The organism is Streptomyces sp. CNX435 (assembly GCF_059570575.1).
On the sequence record NZ_JCANTA010000005.1, the window covers coordinates 260,505 to 282,483 of the forward strand.

The following is a 21,979-nucleotide window of genomic DNA, read 5'->3' on the forward strand; positions in this document are numbered from 1 at the left end:
GGGAGGGGGTCACGAAACCAGCGGACGCACTTCCTGCCCCACTCACCGTGCGAAGGCCGCGTGCGCGCACACTTTGGCCCCGCGCTTCTCGCTGACCAGCGGATAGCGCGGGGCCGTTTTGTGCACGTGATTATGCGTCAGCTCTTGGATTGTTCCCTTTCCGTCACGAGCCGTTCGCCGCGGGCTACGGCAACATTGATCAGGTCAGTCAGTGCTTCGATGAGCCGCGTGACAACGAAATCAAATTCGTCTGCGCTCTCAAGCTCGCCGCGCGTTTTGCCCAGAATGCCTACGATCGCCCGTGCGTTTGCGATCATGTCGTGCTCCGCCTGGTCCGCTGCGTTCTCCAGTGCTCCGCCCGGTTCGGTCACCAGCAGCACGGCGCGGCCGTCCTCTGTCCACGGTGCCCGCCGGGGCCTTTGCGCGGTCATCGTGCCATTACCGCCAGCGCGATCCCGGCGGGGAAATCGGTACACGCGACGACGAGGGCCAGGCTTGCGGCTGTTCTACGATTCATCTGTCGGGACTCCCAGTCAGTTCCGGCCAAGCCCCGGGATCGTTTGCGCGGTCGCCGGGGCACTTGGATGCCATCGTACGCCTAGCACGCTAGGTATGCTATCTCTCGCGTGGAACGCTACGCGCACTGATCATGCCTGGTATGGACTTCGAGCCTGGCGTAGCCCGCTGGAAGCAGGTGGCCGTGGTGCTGCGTGCCCGCATCGCTGACGGCACGTACCCGCCCGGATCGCGGGTCCCCAGCGTGGTGGACCTCAGCGAAGAGTTCGGCATCGCTCAGGCAACGGCACAGAAGGTGCTCCGAGCGCTGCGTGAGGAAGGCTTGACGTTCACGGAGCCGGGCATCGGCTCGACTGTGGCCCGCCGCTAGTCCGTCCGCCTTCATCGGCGTGGTGACCGTGCTGGAGAGCCTGCCGTACGAGGGGGTGAGCCTCGCGGTGGTCATCCTGCTCGTGGGCGTGGTCGTGAACATCATGGCTGCTGCGCTCGCGGCTCCAACAGCGAGCGCAGCCGGTACGGAGCCGAAGGCGACGAAGGCAGGCGAGGGGCCGCGCGCCCCTTCGCCTGCCTTCGTCGCGACCCCGCGCCTACGACACCAGCGGGCGCACCTCCTCCGCCACCCACCGTACGAAGGCCACCGGATCCGGCTCGTCGGCGGTCGGCTGCAGCACCACCGTCGTCGCCCCTGCCGCCGCCCAGCGGTCCACCGCGGCCGCCACCGCCGCTGCGTCCCCGGCGACGTGGGCCTCCGCGGCCGGGTCCCAGCCCATCCGGCGGGCGTCCTCGGCCAGCCGCCGCTCGGCGCCGGGGCCGGTGGCGACGAGGATCGAGGCGACGAGCGGGTGCTCCCCGCCGCGCCCGGCGGCCTGCCGCCCGGCCCGTACCAAGTCGGCGGCCTCCTCGACCACCTCGGGCGAGGCGCCCCCGGCGAGGATCGTCCCGTCGGCCGACTCCCCGGTGAGCCGCAGCGTCTTGGGCCCCGTACCCCCGGAGAGCACCGGCGGCGCCTGGTCCGGCGGCCAGGCCAGCTCGACGCCGTCGAGCTTGACGTACCGCCCGTCGACGGTGACGCGCTCGCCGGCGAGCAGCGCGCGCAGCGCGTCGAGGTGCTCACGCAGCAGCGTCAACGGCGACGAGGCCCGCGCCCCGACCTGCCCCATCCACGACTGCACCCCGTGCCCCACCCCGAGCGTCACCCGTCCGGGGAACAGCCGGTGCAGGGTGGCGGCCTCCATGGCGACCAGCGCGACGTTCCGCAGCGGCACGGGCAGGATCCCGATCGCGACGTGCACCCGCTCGGTCCACGCCAGGACGGCGGCGGCGGTGGCGACCCCGCTCTCGTAGAAGCAGTCCTCCCACACCCACAACTCGTCGATCCCGGCCTCGTCGGCGGCCCGGGCCACGGGGCGCAGCTGCTCGGGAGCGAACTGCGGGATGAACACGGTGGCAAGTCTCGTCATGCGGCGACCGTACCCGGCCCGACCGACAACGCCCCGCACCCCGGACATCCCGGGGTATTCCGCGCCGCCCCCTTCGCAGGCGCAAGGGGGGTGTGGGACAGTCGGCAAGCGGCTGGTTACGCTGCGCGCGGAGGCGCGCTGCGGCGGCCCGCCGCCGCGGGGTGTAATGCGGCCGGCGAGGGGGAGGACGGAAAATGGCCGTTCCTGACGCCAAGTCCGCAGTTACAGAACACAATTGGCTTTACGGACCGACGGCAACGGCCGCGTTGTCCGACTCCGGAGGTAGACCGCATGTGGAAACCCAACGACGTGCTGCTGAGGTCCCTGGCCGCAACGCAGCGGCTGCGCCGCGGACGCGAGCGCGATCGGGGGCAGACGGCGGTGGAGTATCTGGGGATCATCGCGGTGGCCGTGGTGATCGTGCTGGTGCTGATCCAGTCGGGGCTGGGGGAGTTGATCCTCAACAAGATCATCGACCAGATCGAACAGATCGGCTGAGTGGTGACTCCGGTCAGGCGTTCCCCCTCTACATCGCCGCGATCTCGGGTCTGCTGTTCCTCGCCGTCGCGTACTTCGCCGTCGGCCAGGCCGCCGCGCACCGCAACGACGCCCAGGGCGCGGCCGACGCTGCCGCGCTGGCCGCCGCGCACGACGCGCGTGAACAGTTGTCGGACGGGCTGCTCGACAAGCTTGTCGACCCGGGGTCGTGGGACGACGTCATCGGGGGCGAGGGCTTCGACTACGGGTCCGCCTGCGCCGCGGCGCAGGACTTCGCCGCCAGGAACGACGCGGATACGAGCACGTGCGACCGCGTGTACGACCCGGACGACGGCTTCACCGTGACGGTACGGAACCGGGAGGCCGTGGGCGACACGCTCGTACCGGGAACGGAGAACAAACGCGCCGAGGCCACCGCCACGGCAGTCCTCGAATCCCGCTGCGAGGTGCAGGAGCCCGACGACTCCGGGGGAGAGGGCGACGGCCGGGGCGAGGATGACGGAGGCGGCGATGGCGGAGGCGGCGGTGGCCGCGGCGACGAGGACGACGACAAGGACAAGCCGCCGCTCGAACTCGACTGCGACGGCGGCGACTGGTCCCTCGACCCCGACGACGTCGACATCCTTCCCGACCCCGACGACCTCTTCTCCGTCCGCCTCGTCGACTGAACAGCGAAGGAAGCTGCAATGAGCATGTGGGGCACGAGCAGGGCGCGCCGAGGGGCCGCCGCGGTGGCACTGGCCGCGGCCCTGGCGCTCACCGCCGCGGGCTGCAGCGGCGGAGACGAGAACGACGGCGACGCGAAGTCGTCCGGCACCTCCGAGACGTCCGGCGGCGGTGACTCCGACGCCAAGGGCGACGGCCAGCAGGACGCTGACGACGAGGAGGTCCCGTCGGAGCCGATTGCCGAGGTGAAGAACAGCGAGGGCATCATCCTCCGGGTGCTGGAGCTGAAGCGGGACACGGGCGGGTTCGTCACGCTCAACGGCGAGCTGGAGAACACCGGCGCCGAGGACTTCGTGCACATTCCGGACTGGTCGGGTCGGGAGAGGGGAGCGGACAAGTCCTCCCTCATGGGTGCGACGTTCATGGACCCGGAGGGCAAGAAGCGCTACTACGCCCTGCGGGACACCGAGATGCGCTGCCTGTGCAGCTCGGGCATCACCAGGGTCGCCGCCGGCGAGAGCCTGACCATCTACATCCAGTTCCCCGCCCCGCCCGAGGAGACCACCGAGGTCGAGTTCCAGCTCCCCACGTTCCCGCCCGCCAACCTAGAGATCTCCGAATGAGGTGAGCACCGCGATGCCCTCCCGCACAGCCGCAGCGCTCGCCCTCGCCTCCTTCCTCGTCGCCACCCCCGGCGTCGCGCAGGCCCTGCCCGCCCAGGACGACGTCCCCGTCCCGTCCTCCCCGCCCGGCACCAGCACCTCCGCCCCGCCCCCCGTCGAGACCGACGCCAACGACCCCGATCTCCAGCTTGAGGACGGCGCCACCCTCGCCGACCCCAAGGTGCTCGACATCGTCTCCGTCGTCGAGACCCAGGGCGGCGAGGAGCGGCGGTCCGACTCCAACTCGACGATCACCATCGCCCTCCAGGCCGAGGTGCTCTTCCCCATGGACAGCGCCCGGCTCACCGGCCAGGCGCGGTCCCGGATCGCCGCCATCGCCGACGAGATCGAGCAGAACAACCCCGATACCGTGCGCGTCTTCGGCTTCACCGACGACCTCGGGTCGTACGAGCACGGCATCACCCTCTCCAAGAACCGCGCCAACGCCGTTCACCAGGAGCTGACCAACACCCTGCAGTCCGCCGACACCACCTACGTCGTCCGCGGCTACAGCGAGGACTACCCCATCGCCGACAACTCCACCGAGGCCGGCCGGAAGCAGAACCGGCGGGTGGAGGTGAGCTTCCCCCGCGGACAGTGACCCGAATGTCCGTCGTGCCCGGTATGCCCGCCTACGGGGCCTGCGGGCCGGGAGGGGCGAGGACGTCGTGGCGTTCGTGGGGCGGGTGTTGCGGGTGGTTGGCGTCGTGGCGGGTGTGGGTGTCCTGCTGGGCGGGGTGATCTGGCTCGTCGACGACGTGTTACGGGGCATGCCCGACGACCCTGCCGCCGTCCCGGCCGACCGCCGCCGGGCGGCCGACCGGCCCGTCGACGTACGCACCGGCCGAGTTCGCCGAGCACGTCACCGGGGTCGAGGCCGAGTGGGAGGGCGGCACGGCGGTACGGACGACCATCTCCACCGACCTCGCCGACGACGGCCGTGGCCGCCGCACCGCCGCGGAGATCGCGCTCGCGCACCTGGACCAACTCCTCGCGGACTGCGTCGAGAAGCTGCCCGCCGTCGTCACCGGCCACGACGGCGACCGGATCCGGTTCGGTGACTCCCTCGGCTTCACCCGGCAGCGGGGCGGCGAGGACTGCCCCGCCGGAGAACACCGCACATCCTGACCCGCAACCGCAACCGCAACCGCAACCCGCAAGCCGGCCCCCCGCCGCCGGCCGCGCCCCCCGCTCAGAACCTCCGCACCGTCCCCGGCGTCCGGCACGCGTACACCGTGAACGCCGCCCACGCCTCCGGCGTGAACGTCAGCACCGGCCCCTGCGGCGTCTTGGAGTCCCGTACGTGCACCACCCCGTCCCCCGCGGCGACCTCCACGCACTTCGCCCCGGCCCCGCCGCTGTAGCTGCTCCTCCGCCATACCAGGCTGTCAGGGCCGTGCTCGGTGCTCATGGATCTCCCGCCGTATGGTCACGTACCGCGCGCCGGACCACGACGCGCCCAGGGCCGCCCATTGCGGGCACATGGCCTCGAAACGAATGACGACACGGACCGGCACATAGTTCCCGCCGGCACCACCGGCCCCGGCTCCCCTACCGGCCCGTGGGCCCGCCCTCGGTCTGCACGGTCCGCCGCGGCCGGGGCCCGCAGCAGCCGGAGCCGGCGCCCGGCCCGCGGCGTACGACGAGGCCGGCCGCCGGGTCGGGTACGGCGTCGAGAGCCGCCCGTACGCCGGGCAGTTGCCGCCACGCCTCCCCGTCGCTCTCCTCCCGGAACGCGATCTCGAAGACGATTCCGCGGGGGTGTACGTGCCACTCCCACCTCGACGCCCGGAGGCTGATCGCCGACTCGACGAGCGCGTACTCGTACGCGTCCTTCCACCGCAGTGCGGAGGAGTGGGCATCGAACACCTCGATGGACCACCAGTCGCCCATGGCTGCTTCCTTCGGCTCCTGCTGCTGGCTCTCCGCCGGCGCTTCGGCACACCACCGTAAGCGCGTTGTACCCGCGCGTACCAGGGCGCCTGGAGCACGCCGCGGCCCGTTGGCACGCGGGCCACCGGCGGTCCACCACGGCGCAACTCCCGTACGCCACCGGGGCGTCCGCCGCCCGCCCGCTCAGCCCTCGATGAGCCGCTCCAGCACCGCCTGGAACTCCCGGTCCACCATGATCTTGATGCCGTCCTCGTCCATCGCGCTGAGGCGGGTCAGCGAACCGGCGCGCCACCAGTAGACGTCCGGCGTGATCCGCCCGACGCCCTCCTCGAAGCCCGCCGCCGCGAACTGCGCGAGGGTGTTGAGGCCCGCGATCACGTGCCGGTCGCGGATCGCGTGGAACGCGAGCTGGTGCCGGAACGGCACCGCCACGAGCGCGCCGTCCGTGCTCAGGCCGCGGCCGGTGATCCGGGGGACCAGCTCGTCCAGCGTCAGCACCATGCTCGCTGTGAACATCGACTCGCCCATCACGACGTCGACGCGCGCGCCCTCCTCCTGCTCGACCGTCTCGTGCGCCTCGACCGGCAGCCCGCGCAGGTTGTCCAGCGCCCGCTCGCGCAGCGCGGCGACGTCGCCGAAGGGCTCCAGCGAGGAGCGGGGGAGGACCATGACGCTCTCCGGCAGGTCGAGCGCCAGGACCTCGCGCAGCCCTTCCGCCAGCGGGCGCGCGTAGTCGAAGCCGTCGTTCCCGGCCATCTCGTCGGGGAGCAGCCGCGGGTAGAGCTGGGCGCGGAACGTCTCAGCCGGGATGGTGTCCAGCACCGACGGGCCGTCCATGGCCCGCAGCATGATGCCGATGTGGCGGCGGGTCAGCTCGGGCCAGACGCGCGGGCCGCGGGTGTCGTTGTGGCAGACCGCCGCCAGGTTGCCCAGGCCGAACTGCCGGCCCCCACTGTCCGTCACGGCCTCCGCGCCGACCGTCACCTCCAGCCCCTGCTCGGCGAACGCCTCGCGGACGCCGGCGCGGAAGCGGGCGCCCTCGTCCTCGGAGAAGAACTCGAACGAGGCGTCGCGCGTGGTGTCCCGCCCGTCGCGGCGCGGCTTGCGACCGAATATCCCCACGGTGGTGCCCCCTGTACGTCCGTACGTCGTCCGCGCGGCGGCCGGCCCCGGCTCCGCGGCCGGCCACGATCACGGTCGTTTTCGATCGTAGCGATCGCCACTGACGGACCCGTCCCCCGGTCGGCGCCGCCCCCGCTCAGCCCGCTCCTCCTACTCAGCCCGCCCCTCCCGCCCCTCCCGCTCCTCCCGCTTCCCCCGCTCCTCCGCTTCCCCCTGCGGGTCCGGCTCCGCCGCCGCCGCGGCGCCGACGGCGACGGCGACGCGCACCCCGGGCCGTATCCCCCAGCGGGCGAACGCGCCGGCCTCCGCCTCCAGCACGTGCCGGGCCCGCAGCCGGGGGCGGCCGACGCGGCCGGGGGGCATGGTGCGTACCGCCAGGACCGTCAGCCGGCGGTCGAGGTACGCGACGTCGATGGCGAAGCGCATGCCGAGGGTGTGCACGCCCTGGGCGGGGGTGAGGAGGAGGGCGCCGGGCAGGCCGTCGCGGCCGAGGAGGCCGCGGCTGCGGCGGGCGAAGGAGGACGCCACCTCCAGCGGCAGCGGCAGCGGCGCCGGGTCGCGGCCGACGGTGAGCGTGGCCGGGCCGTCGGGCCAGGTGGGCATGGCGGGCATCTCCCCGTGGCGTTGGTACGAGCCCGGAGCCGGACCCCGCCGAGGTCCCCGGGCACCGAGCCGCCACCGTACCGCCCCTGCCACCACCCCGGCCCGGCTTCCGCCCCTGCCACCGCCCCGGCCCGGCTTCCGTCCAGCCCCCGCCACCGCCGGGGCCTGCCCGGCCCGCCCCTGTCCCCGTCACTGCCCCGGACCTGCCTCTGCAGCCCTCCGCCCCCCTGCCCTCCCCCTGCCCTCCCCCTCCCCTGCCCCGCCCGTCGCCGCGCGGTTAGGCTCACCCCCGTGCTCGCCGTCCTCCTCGTCGTCCTCGCCGCCGGCTACGGCGCCGGCGCCGGCGCGCTGCTGCCCCGGGCCGCCCACCGGCTCTCCGTGGCCCCCGACGAGCCGTGGCGCGACCGCTGCCCGCAGGACCACCCGCTCCGCGGCTGGGCCGGCCCGGCGACGTGCAAGGAGTGCGGGGGCTCCCCGTACGGGCCGCGCACCTGGCTCCCCGTCGCCGCGACCGCCGCCGTCTGCGCCGCGCTCGCCGCCGCCGGCGGCGCCGAGCCCGAGCTGGCCGTCTGGCTGCTGCTCGCCCCGTTCGGGGTGCTGCTCTTCGCCGTCGACCGCGCGGTGCGGCGGCTTCCCGACGTGCTGACGCTGCCGCTTGCGGGGGCGGCCGTGGTGCTGCTGGGGGGTGCGGCGCTCATAGGAGGCGCGGGTTCGTGGACGCGCGCCCTTCTGGGCGGCATCACGCTGGGGGCCGTCTACTTCGTGCTGTTCTTCATCAACCCCGCCGGCATGGGTTTCGGGGACGTGAAGCTGGCGCTCGTGCTGGGCGTCGTGCTCGCCTGGTACGGCTGGGACGTCCTGTTCACCGGCTCGTTCGCCGGTCTGCTGCTGGCCGCGGGGTACGCGGTCACCATGCTGGCGGCCCGCAGGGTCGGCCGGAAGACGGGCATCGCGTTGGGCCCGTTCATGATCATCGGGGCCTTCGCCGGGCTCGTCGTCGGCGGGCTCGTCGCCGGCTGAGCGGCGCGGGGAGGGGGCTGCGCGTACGCCCCGCACGCCCCCCGAACCCCTCCCGTGGCCCGCGAACCTCCTCCTGCGAGTGACCTGATCGCAGCGGAGTTCGTATACGGACCGTCACCGCGTGGGCACATTTCGAGGTGTCCCGTCCGTTCCGGTACTGAGCACCCCTCACCCTGGGTTATGGTGGAACTCCCCCCCCTCGGGCCGGTCCGTATCCCCCCCACGGACCGGCCCGTTCTCTTTCCCGGGCCGACCGCCCGGGCGCCCGGGCGAACGCCCCGCGGCGCGGGCTCTCAGCCGCGCCCGGCCCAGATGTTGACCCCGCTCGTCGACGTCGCGAACCTGTCGATCTCCGCCAGCTCGTCCGCCGTCAGCTCCGGCGCACCGAGCGCCGCGACGTTCGCCTCCAGCTGCGCCACGCTCGACGCGCCGATGAGCGCCGACGTCATCCGCGGGTCCCGCAGCACCCAGCCCAGCGCCAGCTGCGCCAGCGACTGCCCGCGCCGCCCCGCGATCTCGTTCAGCCCGCGCAGCCGCCGCACCAGGTCGTCCGTCAGCAGCTTCGGGTCCAGCGACTTGTTCTGCGCGGCCCGCGACCCCTCCGGGATGCCGTTCAGGTACTTGTCGGTCAGCATCCCCTGCGCCAGCGGCGCGAAGGAGATGCAGCCCATGCCCTCGGCCTCCAGGGTGTCGAGCAGCTCGTCGTCCTCGGTCCAGCGGTTGATCATCGAGTACGAGGGCTGGTGGATCAGCGGCCGTACGCCCATCTCCCGCAGCAGCCGGGCGGCTTCGCGCGTCTGCTCCGCGGTGTACGAGGAGACGCCGACGTACAGCGCCTTGCCCTGCTGCACGGCGGACGCCAGCGCGCCCATCGTCTCCTCCAGCGGGGTGTCCGGGTCGTAGCGGTGGGAGTAGAAGATGTCGACGTACTCCACGCCCATCCGGCGCAGCGAGGCGTCCAGCGACGACAGCAGGTACTTGCGCGAGCCCCACTCGCCGTACGGCCCCGGCTGCATCAGATAGCCGGCCTTGGTCGACAGCACCAGCTCGTCGCGGTACGGACGGAAGTCGGCGGCGAAGAGCCGGCCGAAGTTCTCCTCCGCGGAGCCGGGCGGCGGGCCGTAGTTGTTCGCCAGGTCGAAGTGGGTCACGCCGAGGTCGAACGCGCGCCGCAGCAGATCCCGCTGCGATTCCAGCGAGCGGTCGTCGCCGAAGTTGTGCCAGAGGCCGAGGGAGATCTCCGGGAGCTTCAGGCCGCTGCGACCCGTCCGGCGGTAGGTCATGGCGTCGTAACGGGTGTCTGCTGGCAGATAAGGCAAGAGACTGTTCACAAAAGATGCCTATCACGAACCCGGTGCGCTCCTGTGACAGGACTGTGGCACAACGGGCAGTACTGTGGCGCCTTCCGGGGGGGCGAATCCGAACGTGCGACGGAAGGGCTGAACGCGGGATGACCTGGCGCGGCATCGTGTATCGCGTGTACGAGAGGCGCCTGGAGCGCCGTCTCGACCTCGCCCGTGTGCCCAAGCACATCGGCGTCATCCTGGACGGCAACCGTCGCTGGGCGCGCGCCGCGGGCGGCACCGCCGCGCAGGGCCACCAGGCCGGCGCCGAGAAGATCCACGAGCTGATCCGCTGGTGCCGCGAGACCGACGTGGAGGTGCTCACCCTCTGGCTGCTGTCCACCGACAACCTGGACCGGCCGGAGCGCGAGCTGAACCCGCTGCTCGCCATCATCGAGGAGGCCGTCGCCGGCGTCGCCGCGGGCGGCGCCGCGCGGGTGCACCACGTCGGGAACCTCGACCTGCTGCCCATGCGGACCCAGCGGGTCCTCAAGGAGGCGGAGGAGGCCACCCTGGACGTGGCCACCGGGGCCGGCAGCGGCGCCGTGCTGGTCAACGTCGCCGTCGCCTACGGCGGCCGGCAGGAGATCGCCGACGCGGTCCGCTCGATGCTCGGCGACGCCGCCGACCAGGGCCGTACGCTCACCGACGTGGCCGAGACCGTCGAGGTGGAGCACATCGCGGAGCACCTCTACACCCGCGGCCAGCCCGACCCCGACCTGGTGATCCGCACCAGCGGCGAACAACGGCTGTCCGGGTTCATGCTGTGGCAGTCGGCCCACTCCGAGTACTACTTCTGCGAGGTCTTCTGGCCCGCGTTCCGCCGCGTCGACTTCCTGCGCGCCCTGCGCGATTACGCGGCCCGCCACCGCCGCTTCGGCGGCTGAAACCTCTCCGGCGCACCCTTTACCACCTGTTCACCGTTATGGCCCGTCGGTCACGGGCATTGCATGCCCCGGGGTTCGCGAGGGAATATCCGTGCTAGCAGGCGGTCCACCGCACCGCCCGCCCGGGAGGGCCCTTTGCACCACGTGCCGCATCACGAGGTCCGTGCGCAGCGCACCATCGCACGTACGGACGACGCGGAGGGCCGGGGCCCGGTCCTGCGCGTCCGCGTGGCCGCACGGGTCCGGACGCCCGGCCCGATCCCCGCGACTCGCGTCGCGTGCCGACCTCATCCGAGGGGGTTCGTCCATCCGTGGTGAACAGCAAGAAGCCTGACCGGCGCACCTATGTCCTCGACACCAGCGTCCTGCTGGCCGACCCCAGGGCCATGGCGCGGTTCGACGAACACGAGGTGGTGCTGCCCGTCGTGGTGGTCACCGAGCTTGAGGCCAAGCGGCACCATCCGGAGCTGGGCTACTTCGCCCGCCAGGCGCTCCGCCAGCTCGACGAGTACCGGGTCAAGCACGGCCGGCTCGACGCGCCGATCCCGCTGGGCGACCTCGGCGGCACCCTGCGGGTGGAGCTGAACCACACCGACATCGGGGTCCTCCCCGCGGCCCTCCTCAATCAGCACGGCCGCCTCGGCGACAACGACTCCCGCATCCTGGCCGTAGCGCGCAACCTGCAGGCCGAGGGGCAGGACGTCACCGTCGTGTCCAAGGACCTGCCGCTGCGCATCAAGGCGTCGTCCGTCGGACTGGCCGCCGAGGAGTACCGCGCGGAGCTGGCCATCACGGACTCCGGCTGGACCGGGATGTCCGAGCTGATGCTCAACGGGGAGCAGATCGACGAGCTGTTCGCCGCGGAGGTCGTCTCGGTGCCGGAGGCGGACGGCATGCCGGTGCACACCGGGCTCGTGCTGCAGTCCGAGCGCGGCCGGGCCCTCGGCCGGGTCACCTCCGACGGGCGGGTGCGGCTGGTGCGCGGCGACCGGGAGGTGTTCGGGGTCCACGGCCGCAGCGCCGAGCAGCGGATCGCGCTGGACCTGCTGGTGGACGAGGACGTCGGCATCGTGTCGATGGGCGGGCGCGCCGGTACGGGCAAGTCCGCGCTGGCGCTGTGCGCGGGCCTGGAGTCGGTGCTGGAGCGCCGGCAGCACCAGAAGGTGATGGTCTTCCGCCCGCTGTACGCGGTCGGCGGCCAGGAACTCGGCTACCTGCCCGGCACCGAGGCCGAGAAGATGAGCCCGTGGGCGCAGGCGGTCTTCGACACCCTGTCCGCGGTCACCTCGCGCGAGGTCATCGAGGAGGTCATCGCGCGCGGCATGCTCGAAGTGCTGCCGCTCACCCACATCCGGGGCCGCTCGCTGCACGACTCCTTCGTGATCGTCGACGAGGCGCAGTCGCTGGAGCGGAACGTGCTCCTGACCGTGCTCTCCCGGATCGGGACGAACTCCCGCGTCGTACTCACCCATGACGTGGCGCAGCGGGACAATCTGCGCGTCGGCCGGTACGACGGCGTGGTGGCCGTCGTCGAGAAGCTGAAGGGCCACCCGCTCTTCGCCCACGTGACGCTCAACCGCTCCGAGCGGTCGCCGATCGCCGCGCTGGTGACCGAAATGCTGGAAGACGGACGGGTATAACGGGATACTGTTCCCCGTGCTTCTTTCCGAACGTCTGAACTGGGCGCAGCAGCTTAGCTGTTGCGCCCAGTGCTACGCACGGGTTTCCGTCAACACCGAGGGGCAAACGCGATGTGAGCTTTCCCACTGGACGGGGAATTGCGTCCGGGTGTCCGTCTCCGGCAGAGTCTGGGACTCGTCAGGCCCTGCGTACGGCCCCGCACCGACCTGGTGCAGCACGACTCAACTGAACAGAGCCGCCGTACGCCGCCCGAGCGCTGTACCGGCCCCTGCGGATGCGGGGGCTGCCGGGCCCGCGCCTCCCGTGACCAGTCGGTCCGCCACAGTCGGCGGCCCGGAACAAGGGGAGGTCTGTGTCAGGGGCAAAGACGCGTCCGCGAGGTCACCGAAGCGGGCGACGCTGGAAGGACTTTGTGTGAGCCGGATTTCGGTCCGGGGTTTCGCCGTGGCTTCCGCCACCGCGGTCACCTCTGTCGGCGCTGTCGTCGGCGTGGCCACGGGCGCGGAGAAGGGCGACGACTCGACGGACAACGTCGAGGCGACCGCCGCCGACGCGACACTCCTCGCCGACGTACCCGCTGGCGCCACGGCCCAGGTGCAGACCGCCTCCCTCACGGAGCAGGCGGACGCCCAGGCCGACGCCGCACACACGGACGCCCGTAAGGCCGCCGAGGAGGCGGCACGCAAGTCCGCGGCCCAGGCCGCGGAGGAGAAGAAGGAGGCCGCCGAGCGCAAGGCGGCCGAGGAGGCCGCCGAGAAGGAGCGCGAGGCCGCGGAGGCCGCCAGCCGCTCGGCAGCCGCGTCCGAGGCGTCCGCCGACGCGGGCGACTTCGCGCCGCAGTCGTCGTACTCCGTCGCCGATGTGCAGGCCATGGCCCGGCAGATGGTGCCGGCCGACCAGTTCCAGTGCTTCAGCAACATCGTCGACCACGAGTCGGGCTGGGACTACACCGCCACCAACCCGAGTTCCGGCGCGTACGGGCTGATGCAGGCGCTGCCCGGCGACAAGATGGCCTCGGCCGGCGCCGACTGGCAGACCAACCCGGCCACGCAGATAGAGTGGGGCCTGACCTACATGAACGACCGCTACGGCGGCCCTTGCGGGGGCTGGGAGTTCTGGCAGGCCAACGGCTGGTACTGAACCCCTGAAACCCGCGCGACACCCCGCGCGCCCGCACGCGCGAACGCCCCCGGCCCGCCGCCGGGGGCGTTTCACATGCCCGTCACATGTGCGCGGAACCGCCGCTCGCGTCCGGCACGTCCTAGTTGGTCGAGCGGACCGCGCCCGTAGCCACGGGCCGTGTACGGTCGTGCGGGTGACGGACGGGACTGCGGCGTGGCCGTAGGCGGCGTGAGGACTGGTATGTCGAAGATGACGGACTGGCTCGGCGGGGTGGGCGAGCGGGCCAGCCGGATGGCGGAGCGGCGCCGGGCCGCGACCGCCGCTGCCGCCGAGAAGTCCGGGGCCGGGCAGCAGCCCGCCGTCGCGGACGCCGACCGGGACGTGTCCGAGTCCGCCGAACCCGCCCCCGCCGCGCGGCCTCCCGGCCCGCCGCCGCGGCCGGCGCCGGCCAGCGTGGTGCCGTGGGGGGTGCGGGTCGCGGCCGAGGTCGGCTGGCGGCTGCTGGTCCTCGCCGGGCTGATCTGGGTGCTGATGCAGGTCATCAGCGTCGTCAGCCTCGTCGTCATCGCCTTCGCGGTCGGCCTGCTGGTCACCGCGCTGCTGCAGCCGACGGTGGCGCGGCTGCGCCGCTGGGGCTTCAGCCGGGGGCTCGCCACGGCCACCACGTTCATCGGCGGCTTCGTCGCGATCGGGCTCGTCGGCTGGTTCGTGGTCTGGCAGATCATGGAGAACATCGACGATGTGACCGAGCGGATCCAGCAGGGCATCGACGACTTGCAGGAATGGCTCATCGACGGGCCGTTCCACGTGCAGGAAGAGCAGATCAACAACATCGGCAACGAGGTAAGCGACTGGCTCGGCGAGAACTCCAGCGAGGTCACCTCCGCCGGCCTCGAAGGCGTCTCGTACGTCCTGGAGTTCTTCTCCGGCGCCGCCATCGCCGCCTTCGTCACCCTCTTCCTGCTCTACGACGGCGAGCGCATCTGGAAGTGGTGCCTGCACTTCATCCCCGCCGACGCCCGCGACGCCGTGGCCGGCGCGGGCCCGAAGGTGTGGGCGACGCTCACCGGTTACGTGCGCGGCACGGTGCTGGTGGCGCTCATCGACGCGGTGTTCATCGGCGTCGGCCTCTTCATCCTCGACGTGCCCATGGCCGTGCCGCTGGCCGTGCTGATCTTCCTCTTCGCGTTCGTGCCGCTCGTCGGTGCGCTGGTCTCCGGCGCGCTCGCGGTGGTGGTGGCGTTCGTGACGAACGGGCTCGTCACGGCCCTGCTGGTACTGGGCGTGGTGCTGCTCGTGCAGCAGATAGAGGGGCACATCCTGCAGCCGTTCATCCTCGGCCGCATGGTGCAGGTGCACCCGCTGGCGGTCGTGCTCGCGGTGGCCACCGGCACCCTGGTCGCGGGCATCCCGGGCGCGGTGGTGTCGGTGCCGCTGATCGCGGTGCTCAACACGGCGGTCGGGTATCTCAAGGCGTACCACCGGGAACACCTGGAGGATCCGGGACCCGGGCCCCACGGGGCGACGGCGCTCGAAGTCTCCCCGGCCGCGCCGACCGACGCCCCCGCGCCGGGCGCGGACGCGACGGTCGCCGCCGACGCGGCGGACGCGGCGGAGACCACCGCGGGGACCGGGGACGGCCCGGAGCCCAAGGGCGGCGCGAAGAGCTAGCGCACGGCGGCCGGTCGGCGGTGCGGCCCCGGCGGCGCGCGGCTTGCGGCGGATCGGCGGGCGGGCGGGGTTTCGCGGTCAGGCGGTGCCGCCGAGCGCGGCCTCCGCGTCGAGGACGGTGCCGGCCGCGTGCACGACCGCGGCGACCTTCAGCGCCTCCAGCACCGTCTCGCGGTCCGCGCCGGTCCGCCGCAGCGCGCGCTCGTGCTCGTCCAGGCACGCCCCGCAGCCGCCCACGGCGGAGACGGCGACGCACCACAGCTCGTAGTCCGCCTTCGGTACGCCCCGGGGGCCCAGGACGTTCGTGCGCAGCCCGGCGCGCAGCCCGCCGTACCCGGGGTCGGAGAGCAGGTGCCGGGCGCGGAAGAAGACGTTGTTCGTCGCCATGGTCGCGGCGGCCGACCTGGCGGCGTCGTACGCCTCGGGCCCCAGCCGCTCCCGCGCCTCCGGCGCCACCGCGCGCAGCACCGGGGCGGAGCGTACGGCGACGGCGCAGGCGAGCAGGGCGCCCCACAACTGCCGCTCGGGCAGGCGGCCGTCGTCGACGACCGCGGTGAGGTTGCGGCGGAGGTCACCGGCGTAGCCGGGGAGGGCCGACTTGAGCGCGTCGAGTGCCACGCGCCCGACCCTACAGAACCGACACCGCGCGGCCGGGCCCCCGCGCCCGTACGAGACCGGTCCGGCGCGCCCGGGCCCCCGCGCCCGTACGAGACCGGCCCGGCGCGCCCCCTCTGCGCGCCGGACCGGCCCCGGGCCCACCTCCCACCTACTCCGTGCGCAGCCCGTCCGGGCGCATCAGCCGGATCAGCAGCGGCATGCTCAGCGCCGTGACCGCGGCGACCACCCCGGCGCCCGCCCCCGCCATCGTCAGCACCGACGACCAGTCGACCGCGATGGGCGTGTTCGTCATCCGCAGCAGCACCGCGCCCAGGACGAGCCCGAACGCCGTCGACAGGGTCATGCCCAGCGCCACCGGGATCGCCGTCTGCCACAGCACGGACAGGCTGAGCGTGGAGCGCCGGGTGCCGAAGGCGACCAGCGACGACAGCAGCTTGCGCCGTTCCCGCAGCTGTTCCAGCTGGCCGACGAGTAGGCTGCTGCCGATCAGCACCAGCACGCACGTGGCGCCCACCACCAGCCCGGTGCGGATGCCGGCGAAGTCCTCATCGGCGGTCTCGTAGTCCAGCGTGTGGACGGACACCAGCGGGTCGACGGCGGCGACCGTGTTGCGTACGCGCTCGGCCGCGTCCGGCACGGCCGGGTCGAGCCGCACGTCGACCCAGGCGGTGAACGCGCCGGAGTCGTGGACGTCGGGGGCGGCGGCGGGGGTGGCCACGATGCCGTCGCTCTTGACGCCGTCGGCGCCGCGCAGGGCCTGGGCGGGCCGGGTGCCGGGCGGCGGGGTCCAGGGCAGCTCCTTGCCCCGTAGGCCGTCGAACGACGGGTCGAGGTACAGCCCGCCGGCGGAGGCCAGGCGCCGGCTGTCGGCGGTGCCGTAGGTGTCGGTGAGGTAGAAGGCGTCGCCGTCGCGGCAGTCGGGGAGCTTCGCGACCTTCCGCAGCTCCGCGCAGGTGCCGACGGTCAGCGTCGCGGAGACGGCGGGGTCGTGCCGGGAGGCGGCGACGGTCGCGCTGATCTGGGTGTCGGCCCCGCGGACGCCCTCGGTCGCCGCGACCCGGTCGCCCACCCGGAGGTCCTGCCCGGTCGACGCGAACACCGACATCTGGACCTTCGCGGTGTCGATGCCCGTCGGCTCGGTGTAGTCGTCCTCGACGCCGGCGAAGACCATCTGCAGCGCGATGGCCCCCGCGACGGCGACGGCGATGCCGTTGACCAGCCGGGCCGCGGTGCCGCTGCTCAGCTGCAGCCGGCGCACGGCCAGCTGCCAGGACGTCGGCCCGCGGCCGAGACGGGCGACCACGGCCTCGACGAGCCAGGGCAGGAGCGCGGTGATGCCGGTCAGCAGCAGTACGGTGCCGCCGACGACCTGCCACTCGGGGAACGCGCCGGCCCCGTCGCCGCGGCCCATCATCGGCGCGAGCAGGGCGAGTCCGCCGGCCGGCAGCAGCAGCCGCCACCAGATGCGCCGCCGGGCGGGCCGCGCCGACCGTACGACGCCGAGCGGCTCGATGACGACGCCGCGCAGCGCGAGCAGGGTGACGCCGACGGCCGCGGCGGGCACGCCCACGGCGACCAGCGCGGCGAGCGCCGGCGACGGGTTCAGGTCGGCGGGGAAGATGCCCATGTCGTTGACGGTCACGCGGCCCGCGAGCCACCGGCCGACGAGGAACAGGCCCGTGCCGACCGCGAGTCCGAGCAGCGCCCCCGCCAGCGCCTCGCCGGCGGCGATCCGGCGCACCGCGCGGCCGTCGGCGCCGACGAGGCGGAGCGCGGCGAGCCGGCGGTCGCGGCGTTCGCCGCCGAAGCGTACGGCCGCGATGAGGAACACCGCGACGGGCATCAGCAGTGCGACGAACACGATCATCGCGAGCAGCAGCAGCTGCGGGTCCATGTCCTGCTGCACGCTGTCCTCACCGAAGGTGGCGCGGCTGACGTTGACGTCGCCGGCGGCGATGTCGTCGCTGCCGGCGTAGTACGCCAGCTCGCCGGGGTCGATGAGGCCGGCGTCGGAGACGGTGCCGGCGATGCCGTAGTCCAGGCGCTCGCGCAGCAGGTCCGCGTCGCCGTCGCCGAGGCGGTCGGCGAGCGCGGGGGAGACCACCATCTCGCCGGGCTTCGGGAAGCGTTCGAGGCCCGGCGGCAGCGGCGCGTCCGGGCCCTCGGGGCGCAGCAGCCGGCCGCGGATCGAGGTGCCGCCGAACTCGGTGTCGACACTGCCCACCAGCAGGGTGTCGCCCGCGTTCTTCGCGCCCCCGGACACGGGCACTTCGGTACGGGCATCCTCGCGCTCGTCGCGGTTGGTCAGGGCGCCGGGGACGGCGGTGGTGAGCAGCAGCAGCGCCACCCCCAGGCCGACGCCGACCGCGGTGAGCACCGTACGCATCCAGCCCTCGCGCCCGCCGCGGAGCGCGAACGCCAGGCCCATGCGCAGGTCGTCGGCCCAGGTCCGCAGCGTGCCGCGGGAGTCGGGCGGCGGCGGGCCCGCGGGCGGGGCCGTACCGGCGGTGCCGCTCGCCTTCTGTGCGTAACCCACGTCACTCATCGGACGGCCGGCTCCAGACTGCGGGTCCGCCCGTCGCGTACGACGACCTCGCGGTCGGCGTACGCGGCGACCCGCGCCTCGTGCGTGACCAGGACGACCGCGGCGCCGCTGTCCTGCGCGGCGGCGGTGAGCAGCTCCATCACGCGCTCGCCGTTGAGGGAGTCCAGCGCGCCGGTGGGCTCGTCCGCGAACACCACCCGCGGGGTCGTCGCCAGCGCGCGGGCGACGGCGACGCGCTGGCCCTGGCCGCCGGAGATCTCGCCCGGCCGCTTGTGCGCCACGTCGTCCACCTCCAGCCGCTCCAGCCAGGGCCGGGCCGCCCGTTCGGCGTCCCGGCGGCCGAGGCCGGTCAGGCGCAGCGGCAGCGCGACGTTCTCCTCGCAGGTCAGCTCCGGTACGAGCTGGCCGAACTGGAAGACGAAGCCGAACTCCCGGCGGCGCAGGGCGCTGCGCGCGGCGTCCGACAGCGCGGCGAGGTCGCGGCCGCCGTACGTCACGGTGCCGCCGTCGGCCGGGACGATGCCGGCGAGGCAGTGCAGCAGCGTCGACTTGCCGGAGCCGGAGGGGCCCATGACGGCGACGGTCTCGCCGGCGGCGATGGCGAAGTCGGCGCCGGCGAGCGCGGGGGTGCCGGCGTAGACCTTGCGCAGGGCGGTGGCGGTGAGCAGCGGCGGCGGCTCGGGCTCCGGGGTGGTGGTGGCCGTACTCATGCGCGTACCTCCGCGGCGAGTTTGCCGAGGCGCGCGGCGGTGAGTTCCAGCCACCGCAGGTCGGCCTCGAGGTGGAACAGGGCGTGGTCGCAGATCAGCTGGTCGGCGAGGTCGCCGTGCTTCTTGCGACGGGTCAGCTCGCGCATCAGGCGCAGGTGTTCCGCGCGCTGTACGTCGAGCAGTTCGGCGGCGTCGCGGCCGGTGAGCAGGGCGAGGACGACCTTGGTGTAGAGGGTCGACTGCAGGTACGGCTCGGGCTTCTCGGGGGTGGTGAGCCAGCCGGCGACGTCGGTGACGCCGGCGTCGGTGATGGCGTAGCGCTTGCGCTCGGGGCCGCCGCCGGGCTCGATGCCGTCGACCTCGACGAGGCCGTTCTTCAGCAGCCGGGACATCGTGGAGTAGACCTGTCCGTAGTGCAGCGGGCGGTCGTGACCGAAGCGCTCGTCGAAGGCGCGCTTGAGGTCGTAGCCGTGGCGGGGGCCGGATTCCAGGAGCCCGAGGAGTGTGTGGCCGATCGTCATGCCGGCGACTCTACACGGGGTGTATACATGCCGTGTATAGACGGGGTGTGTAGTACGTCACGTCCGGTGGAAGCGTGGTGGGACCCCGAAGATCGTGGGGTGGGGTTGTCATGCCCTCTTCCGAACGGTGGTCTACTCCGGTCAGAATGGAGCCGCCTGCGGGAGCAGACGCCGGCATCACCGTCCCCGTGTCACCCCCACGAACGACAGGAGACAGCGATGTCCACCATTCGAGCCGTGTCCGCAGCGGGCGCGGGCGGCATGCTCGTCGCCGCCCTCGCACTCACCGGTGGCCCCGCGCAGGCGGCCGAGCCGGGGCCGGCGCCGGGTGCCGCGGCCGGCGCGTACAAGGAGCGGACCGACACCCTGCCGCCGGAGCGGCTGACGGCGGCGCAGCAGCGGCTGCTCGCCGAGAAGTCGGCGGCGGCCGAGGGAGCGGCGCTGCGGTCGGCGCAGCGGTTCGCGGCGAGCGGCGACACCGGGGCGGCGGCGATCGTCTCCTCCGGCGCCGTACAGCAGTCCCAGATCAACTCCTACTACTGTGGCCCGGCCGCCCTCGTGACCACGCAGTCCGCGCGCGACGAGGTCGGCAACCGGTCCCAGACCGAGGCCGGCAGTCAGCTGCGTACGAACTCCTCCGGCACCGCCTGGTACGGCATCAACGCGAACGTCCCCAACCCGACCGGCTATCCCATACCCGACGTGCTCAACCACCGCCTCTCCGGCGCGGGCTACGTGCCGAAGGCGCTCCCGTACACGCCGAGCGCGACGGACAAGGACAACTTCCGCGACCACATCGTGCACAACACCTCCGGCGACTACGCGATCGCGGGCAACGCCTGGGAGGTCGTCGGCGGCCCGCACCTCGTCGGACACCCGAACCGGGAGATCTTCCACTGGGTGTCGATCGACGGCCACAGCGACGACGGCGCGCGCACCGTGCAGTACCGCGACCCGGTGGGCGGGGTGTCGACGAGCGTCATCTCGTGGGCGGGCACCGTGCCCCGCACGGCGACCATCTCGTCGGACACCATCACCACCATCATGGGCGGTCGTGGGTACGTCTGGTGAGCCCCGGCCCGTCGCCCGGCGCGCCCGCGGCGTAGCCGCCGCGGCGCTGGGCGCCGTCCTCCTGGCGGGCACGCCCGCGTGCTCGTCGGGGGGCGGCGACGGCGCGGACGGCCGGGACGGGTCGCGTACGCGCACGGCGGCGCCCCCGACGGGGACGCCGACCGGGGCGCCCGTGCGGGACCGGGCCTGCGAGGTGGACCTGCCGGACGGGTGGTCGGACGCGCTGGCCGACGGGCGGGTCCCGGTGCCGGACGGGGAGCGCGCGGTGCTCACGGAGGTCGGCCCGGGGGCGGGGTGGGCGGTGCTGCAGTCCTCGGGCCCGGGGGACGGCGGCGAGCGGCGCTCGGTCGTGCTGCGCGAGGGCGGCGAGCCGCGGCGGGTGATGCGGCTCGCGGACCCGGTGGAACACCAGCTGGGCAGCGCGGACTTCGACGGCCGGTGGCTGGTTTTCGACGTCGTCGAGGGGCGGCAGCTGGAGAGCCCCTGGACGCTCTACGCCTGGGACGCGACCAGCGGACGGCGGGAGCCGGTCGCGCGGGCGGAGATCGCGGGCGACGGGCAGAGCGCGGTGCCGGGGCCGTTCGTGCAGGCGGTGGTGCGCTCCGGGCGGCTGTTCTGGGCGCAGGGCACGGGCGGCGGGAAGTCGGCGGTGTACGCGCGGGACCTGGGCGGCGGTGGCGGCGCGGGTGCCGCGGGCGGCGCGCGGCGGACGCTGTACGAGGGCGTCGTGGACACGCCGTTCGCGGCGGGCGGGCTGCTGGTGTGGCTGCGGCAGGGGGAGTCGCCGGACGGCCGGCCGGAGACCCGGCTCGCGGCGGTCTCGATGGACACGCTGCGGCGGGCGGAGCTGCCGGGGCCGATCGCGGAGCTGCGGAACATCCGGTACGTGGCGTCTGACGGGCGGACGTGGGCGTGGGCGGGCGGGGACGTGGAGCGGCTGCGGCTGTACGTGTGGCGGGAGGGATGGCCGAAGCCGCTGGCGCTGGTGCGGGGCGGAGGCGGGGGCGACGGGGCCGTGCCGGCGCCCGAGTTGGGGGGTGTCGACCAGGTGCAGGTGAGCGGCGATGTGGTGACGTGGCGCACGACGGAGGCGGCGTGGGCGCTGGACCTGCGGACGCGGTCGTACGCGCGGATCACGCCGCGGTATGGGTATGCGCTGGCGCGGGACGGGGGGTTGGGGGTGGCGTACCCGGAGGGGGAGGCGAAGGACCCGGCGGCGGCGGACGTCGTCCAGCTCACGCGGGCGTCGACGCTGCCCCCGCTGCCGGCCTGCGGCTGAGGGGTTGTTCCCCGACCCCTCCCCCTACGCCCAGGGGGCGTGGGCGGTACCCCCACTTCCCGAAACTCGTGGGGCTGCGCCCCCCGAGACCCCCCGAGCCGAGCGCCTGCGGCGCCGGCCGTGGGGCGGGC

23 protein-coding genes are annotated in these 21,979 nt (G+C 73.5%); 12 read left to right on the plus strand and 11 right to left on the minus strand.

The features are described from left to right. Positions 1-137: 137 nt before the first annotated feature. Complete coding sequence (locus T328_RS12110; RefSeq protein WP_496495974.1) at positions 138-380, minus strand: hypothetical protein; 243 nt, start codon at positions 378-380, stop codon at positions 138-140. 278 nt (positions 381-658) lie between these two features. On the opposite strand from T328_RS12110, the gene T328_RS12115 reads away from it, so the two are divergent. Further along, positions 659-886 carry a GntR family transcriptional regulator gene (locus tag T328_RS12115; RefSeq protein WP_496495975.1) on the plus strand — a complete coding sequence of 76 codons (228 nt, stop codon included), beginning with the start codon at positions 659-661 and terminating at the stop codon, positions 884-886. A gap of 217 nt (positions 887-1,103) precedes the next feature. Here T328_RS12115 and T328_RS12120 read toward each other — a convergent pair whose 3' ends face one another. Then, on the minus strand, positions 1,104-1,976 hold the full coding sequence (locus tag T328_RS12120; RefSeq protein WP_496495976.1) for an LLM class flavin-dependent oxidoreductase: 873 nt from the start codon (positions 1,974-1,976) through the stop codon (positions 1,104-1,106). Positions 1,977-2,267: 291 nt separating this feature from the next. Between T328_RS12120 and T328_RS12125 the strand changes: the two genes are divergently transcribed. The 4 genes from T328_RS12125 to T328_RS12140 are packed head-to-tail and all read left to right on the plus strand — an operon-like array spanning position 2,268 to position 4,403. Beyond that, entirely contained in the window at positions 2,268-2,474 is a 207-nt protein-coding gene (locus T328_RS12125) for a hypothetical protein (RefSeq protein WP_496495977.1), read from the plus strand. Next, positions 2,471-3,142: a pilus assembly protein TadG-related protein gene (locus T328_RS12130; protein ID WP_496496090.1), complete on the plus strand. Its 672-nt coding sequence runs from the start codon at positions 2,471-2,473 to the stop codon at positions 3,140-3,142. The genes T328_RS12125 and T328_RS12130 overlap by 4 nt, the downstream gene beginning before the upstream one ends. A gap of 18 nt (positions 3,143-3,160) precedes the next feature. After that, on the plus strand, positions 3,161-3,763 hold the full coding sequence (locus T328_RS12135) for a hypothetical protein (protein WP_496495978.1): 603 nt from the start codon (positions 3,161-3,163) through the stop codon (positions 3,761-3,763). A 13-nt stretch (positions 3,764-3,776) separates the two neighbouring features. Then, entirely contained in the window at positions 3,777-4,403 is a 627-nt protein-coding gene (locus tag T328_RS12140; RefSeq protein ID WP_496495979.1) for an OmpA family protein, read from the plus strand. 591 nt (positions 4,404-4,994) lie between these two features. On the opposite strand, the gene T328_RS12145 is transcribed toward T328_RS12140, so the two are convergent. The 4 genes from T328_RS12145 to T328_RS12160 all read right to left on the minus strand — a co-directional run bounded on the left by T328_RS12145 (position 4,995) and on the right by T328_RS12160 (position 7,420). Further along, positions 4,995-5,213, minus strand: a complete 219-nt coding sequence (locus T328_RS12145; RefSeq protein WP_496495980.1) for a DUF397 domain-containing protein — start codon at positions 5,211-5,213, stop codon at positions 4,995-4,997. A 140-nt stretch (positions 5,214-5,353) separates the two neighbouring features. Further along, the gene (locus T328_RS12150; RefSeq protein ID WP_496495981.1) at positions 5,354-5,695 is read right to left on the minus strand and encodes a hypothetical protein; all 342 of its coding nucleotides are present in this window, start codon (positions 5,693-5,695) and stop codon (positions 5,354-5,356) included. Between the two features lie 183 nt (positions 5,696-5,878). Next, complete coding sequence (locus T328_RS12155) at positions 5,879-6,817, minus strand: DUF1444 domain-containing protein (protein WP_496495982.1); 939 nt, start codon at positions 6,815-6,817, stop codon at positions 5,879-5,881. A 150-nt stretch (positions 6,818-6,967) separates the two neighbouring features. Continuing rightward, positions 6,968-7,420, minus strand: a complete 453-nt coding sequence (locus T328_RS12160; protein ID WP_496495983.1) for a DUF192 domain-containing protein — start codon at positions 7,418-7,420, stop codon at positions 6,968-6,970. A 291-nt stretch (positions 7,421-7,711) separates the two neighbouring features. Here T328_RS12160 and T328_RS12165 point away from each other — a divergent pair, with 291 nt between their 5' ends. Continuing rightward, positions 7,712-8,440 (plus strand): prepilin peptidase, encoded by a 729-nt coding sequence (locus T328_RS12165; protein ID WP_496495984.1) that lies wholly within the window; start codon positions 7,712-7,714, stop codon positions 8,438-8,440. A 293-nt stretch (positions 8,441-8,733) separates the two neighbouring features. On the opposite strand, the gene mgrA is transcribed toward T328_RS12165, so the two are convergent. Beyond that, positions 8,734-9,771: an L-glyceraldehyde 3-phosphate reductase gene (gene mgrA / locus T328_RS12170; protein ID WP_496495985.1), complete on the minus strand. Its 1,038-nt coding sequence runs from the start codon at positions 9,769-9,771 to the stop codon at positions 8,734-8,736. 119 nt (positions 9,772-9,890) lie between these two features. Between mgrA and T328_RS12175 the strand changes: the two genes are divergently transcribed. The 4 genes from T328_RS12175 (at position 9,891) to T328_RS12190 (ending at position 15,104) form a co-directional block, all read left to right on the plus strand. Then, complete coding sequence (locus T328_RS12175; protein ID WP_496495986.1) at positions 9,891-10,670, plus strand: isoprenyl transferase; 780 nt, start codon at positions 9,891-9,893, stop codon at positions 10,668-10,670. Positions 10,671-10,981: 311 nt separating this feature from the next. Next, complete coding sequence (phoH2, locus tag T328_RS12180) at positions 10,982-12,310, plus strand: RNA 5'-3' helicase PhoH2 (protein ID WP_496495987.1); 1,329 nt, start codon at positions 10,982-10,984, stop codon at positions 12,308-12,310. A 415-nt stretch (positions 12,311-12,725) separates the two neighbouring features. Continuing rightward, positions 12,726-13,451 (plus strand): aggregation-promoting factor C-terminal-like domain-containing protein, encoded by a 726-nt coding sequence (locus T328_RS12185; RefSeq protein ID WP_496495988.1) that lies wholly within the window; start codon positions 12,726-12,728, stop codon positions 13,449-13,451. Positions 13,452-13,673: 222 nt separating this feature from the next. Next, positions 13,674-15,104: an AI-2E family transporter gene (locus tag T328_RS12190; RefSeq protein WP_496495989.1), complete on the plus strand. Its 1,431-nt coding sequence runs from the start codon at positions 13,674-13,676 to the stop codon at positions 15,102-15,104. 78 nt (positions 15,105-15,182) lie between these two features. Here the strand turns inward: T328_RS12190 and ahpD are convergent, their stop codons facing one another. The 4 genes from ahpD to T328_RS12210 form a co-directional block, all read right to left on the minus strand. Further along, the gene (gene ahpD / locus T328_RS12195; protein ID WP_496495990.1) at positions 15,183-15,722 is read right to left on the minus strand and encodes an alkylhydroperoxidase, AhpD family; all 540 of its coding nucleotides are present in this window, start codon (positions 15,720-15,722) and stop codon (positions 15,183-15,185) included. A 148-nt stretch (positions 15,723-15,870) separates the two neighbouring features. After that, positions 15,871-18,267 carry an ABC transporter permease gene (locus T328_RS12200; RefSeq protein ID WP_496495991.1) on the minus strand — a complete coding sequence of 799 codons (2,397 nt, stop codon included), beginning with the start codon at positions 18,265-18,267 and terminating at the stop codon, positions 15,871-15,873. Further along, a complete protein-coding gene (locus T328_RS12205; protein ID WP_496495992.1) occupies positions 18,264-18,977 on the minus strand; it encodes an ABC transporter ATP-binding protein in 714 nt (237 codons plus the stop codon). The genes T328_RS12200 and T328_RS12205 overlap by 4 nt, the downstream gene beginning before the upstream one ends. After that, a complete protein-coding gene (locus tag T328_RS12210; protein WP_496495993.1) occupies positions 18,974-19,498 on the minus strand; it encodes a PadR family transcriptional regulator in 525 nt (174 codons plus the stop codon). The genes T328_RS12205 and T328_RS12210 overlap by 4 nt, the downstream gene beginning before the upstream one ends. A 219-nt stretch (positions 19,499-19,717) precedes the next feature. Between T328_RS12210 and T328_RS12215 the strand changes: the two genes are divergently transcribed. Then, positions 19,718-20,569 (plus strand): cysteine peptidase family C39 domain-containing protein, encoded by an 852-nt coding sequence (locus T328_RS12215; protein ID WP_496495994.1) that lies wholly within the window; start codon positions 19,718-19,720, stop codon positions 20,567-20,569. Further along, positions 20,553-21,848: a hypothetical protein gene (locus tag T328_RS12220; RefSeq protein ID WP_496495995.1), complete on the plus strand. Its 1,296-nt coding sequence runs from the start codon at positions 20,553-20,555 to the stop codon at positions 21,846-21,848. Before T328_RS12215 ends, T328_RS12220 begins: the two co-directional genes overlap by 17 nt. The last annotated feature ends 131 nt before the right edge of the window (positions 21,849-21,979 follow it).

Coding starts and splice junctions, on each gene's coding strand:
- T328_RS12140 (WP_496495979.1), top strand. CDS start 3,777: ATGCCCTCCCGCACAGCCGCAGCGCTCGCCCTCGCCTCCTTCCTCGTC.
- T328_RS12135 (WP_496495978.1), top strand. CDS start 3,161: ATGAGCATGTGGGGCACGAGCAGGGCGCGCCGAGGGGCCGCCGCGGTG.
- T328_RS12115 (WP_496495975.1), top strand. CDS start 659: ATGGACTTCGAGCCTGGCGTAGCCCGCTGGAAGCAGGTGGCCGTGGTG.
- T328_RS12215 (WP_496495994.1), top strand. CDS start 19,718: ATGTCCACCATTCGAGCCGTGTCCGCAGCGGGCGCGGGCGGCATGCTC.
- T328_RS12190 (WP_496495989.1), top strand. CDS start 13,674: ATGTCGAAGATGACGGACTGGCTCGGCGGGGTGGGCGAGCGGGCCAGC.
- T328_RS12175 (WP_496495986.1), top strand. CDS start 9,891: ATGACCTGGCGCGGCATCGTGTATCGCGTGTACGAGAGGCGCCTGGAG.
- T328_RS12160 (WP_496495983.1), bottom strand. CDS start 7,420: ATGCCCACCTGGCCCGACGGCCCGGCCACGCTCACCGTCGGCCGCGAC.
- T328_RS12210 (WP_496495993.1), bottom strand. CDS start 19,498: ATGACGATCGGCCACACACTCCTCGGGCTCCTGGAATCCGGCCCCCGC.
- T328_RS12120 (WP_496495976.1), bottom strand. CDS start 1,976: ATGACGAGACTTGCCACCGTGTTCATCCCGCAGTTCGCTCCCGAGCAG.
- T328_RS12145 (WP_496495980.1), bottom strand. CDS start 5,213: ATGAGCACCGAGCACGGCCCTGACAGCCTGGTATGGCGGAGGAGCAGC.
- T328_RS12125 (WP_496495977.1), top strand. CDS start 2,268: ATGTGGAAACCCAACGACGTGCTGCTGAGGTCCCTGGCCGCAACGCAG.
- T328_RS12150 (WP_496495981.1), bottom strand. CDS start 5,695: ATGGGCGACTGGTGGTCCATCGAGGTGTTCGATGCCCACTCCTCCGCA.
- T328_RS12200 (WP_496495991.1), bottom strand. CDS start 18,267: ATGAGTGACGTGGGTTACGCACAGAAGGCGAGCGGCACCGCCGGTACG.
- T328_RS12205 (WP_496495992.1), bottom strand. CDS start 18,977: ATGAGTACGGCCACCACCACCCCGGAGCCCGAGCCGCCGCCGCTGCTC.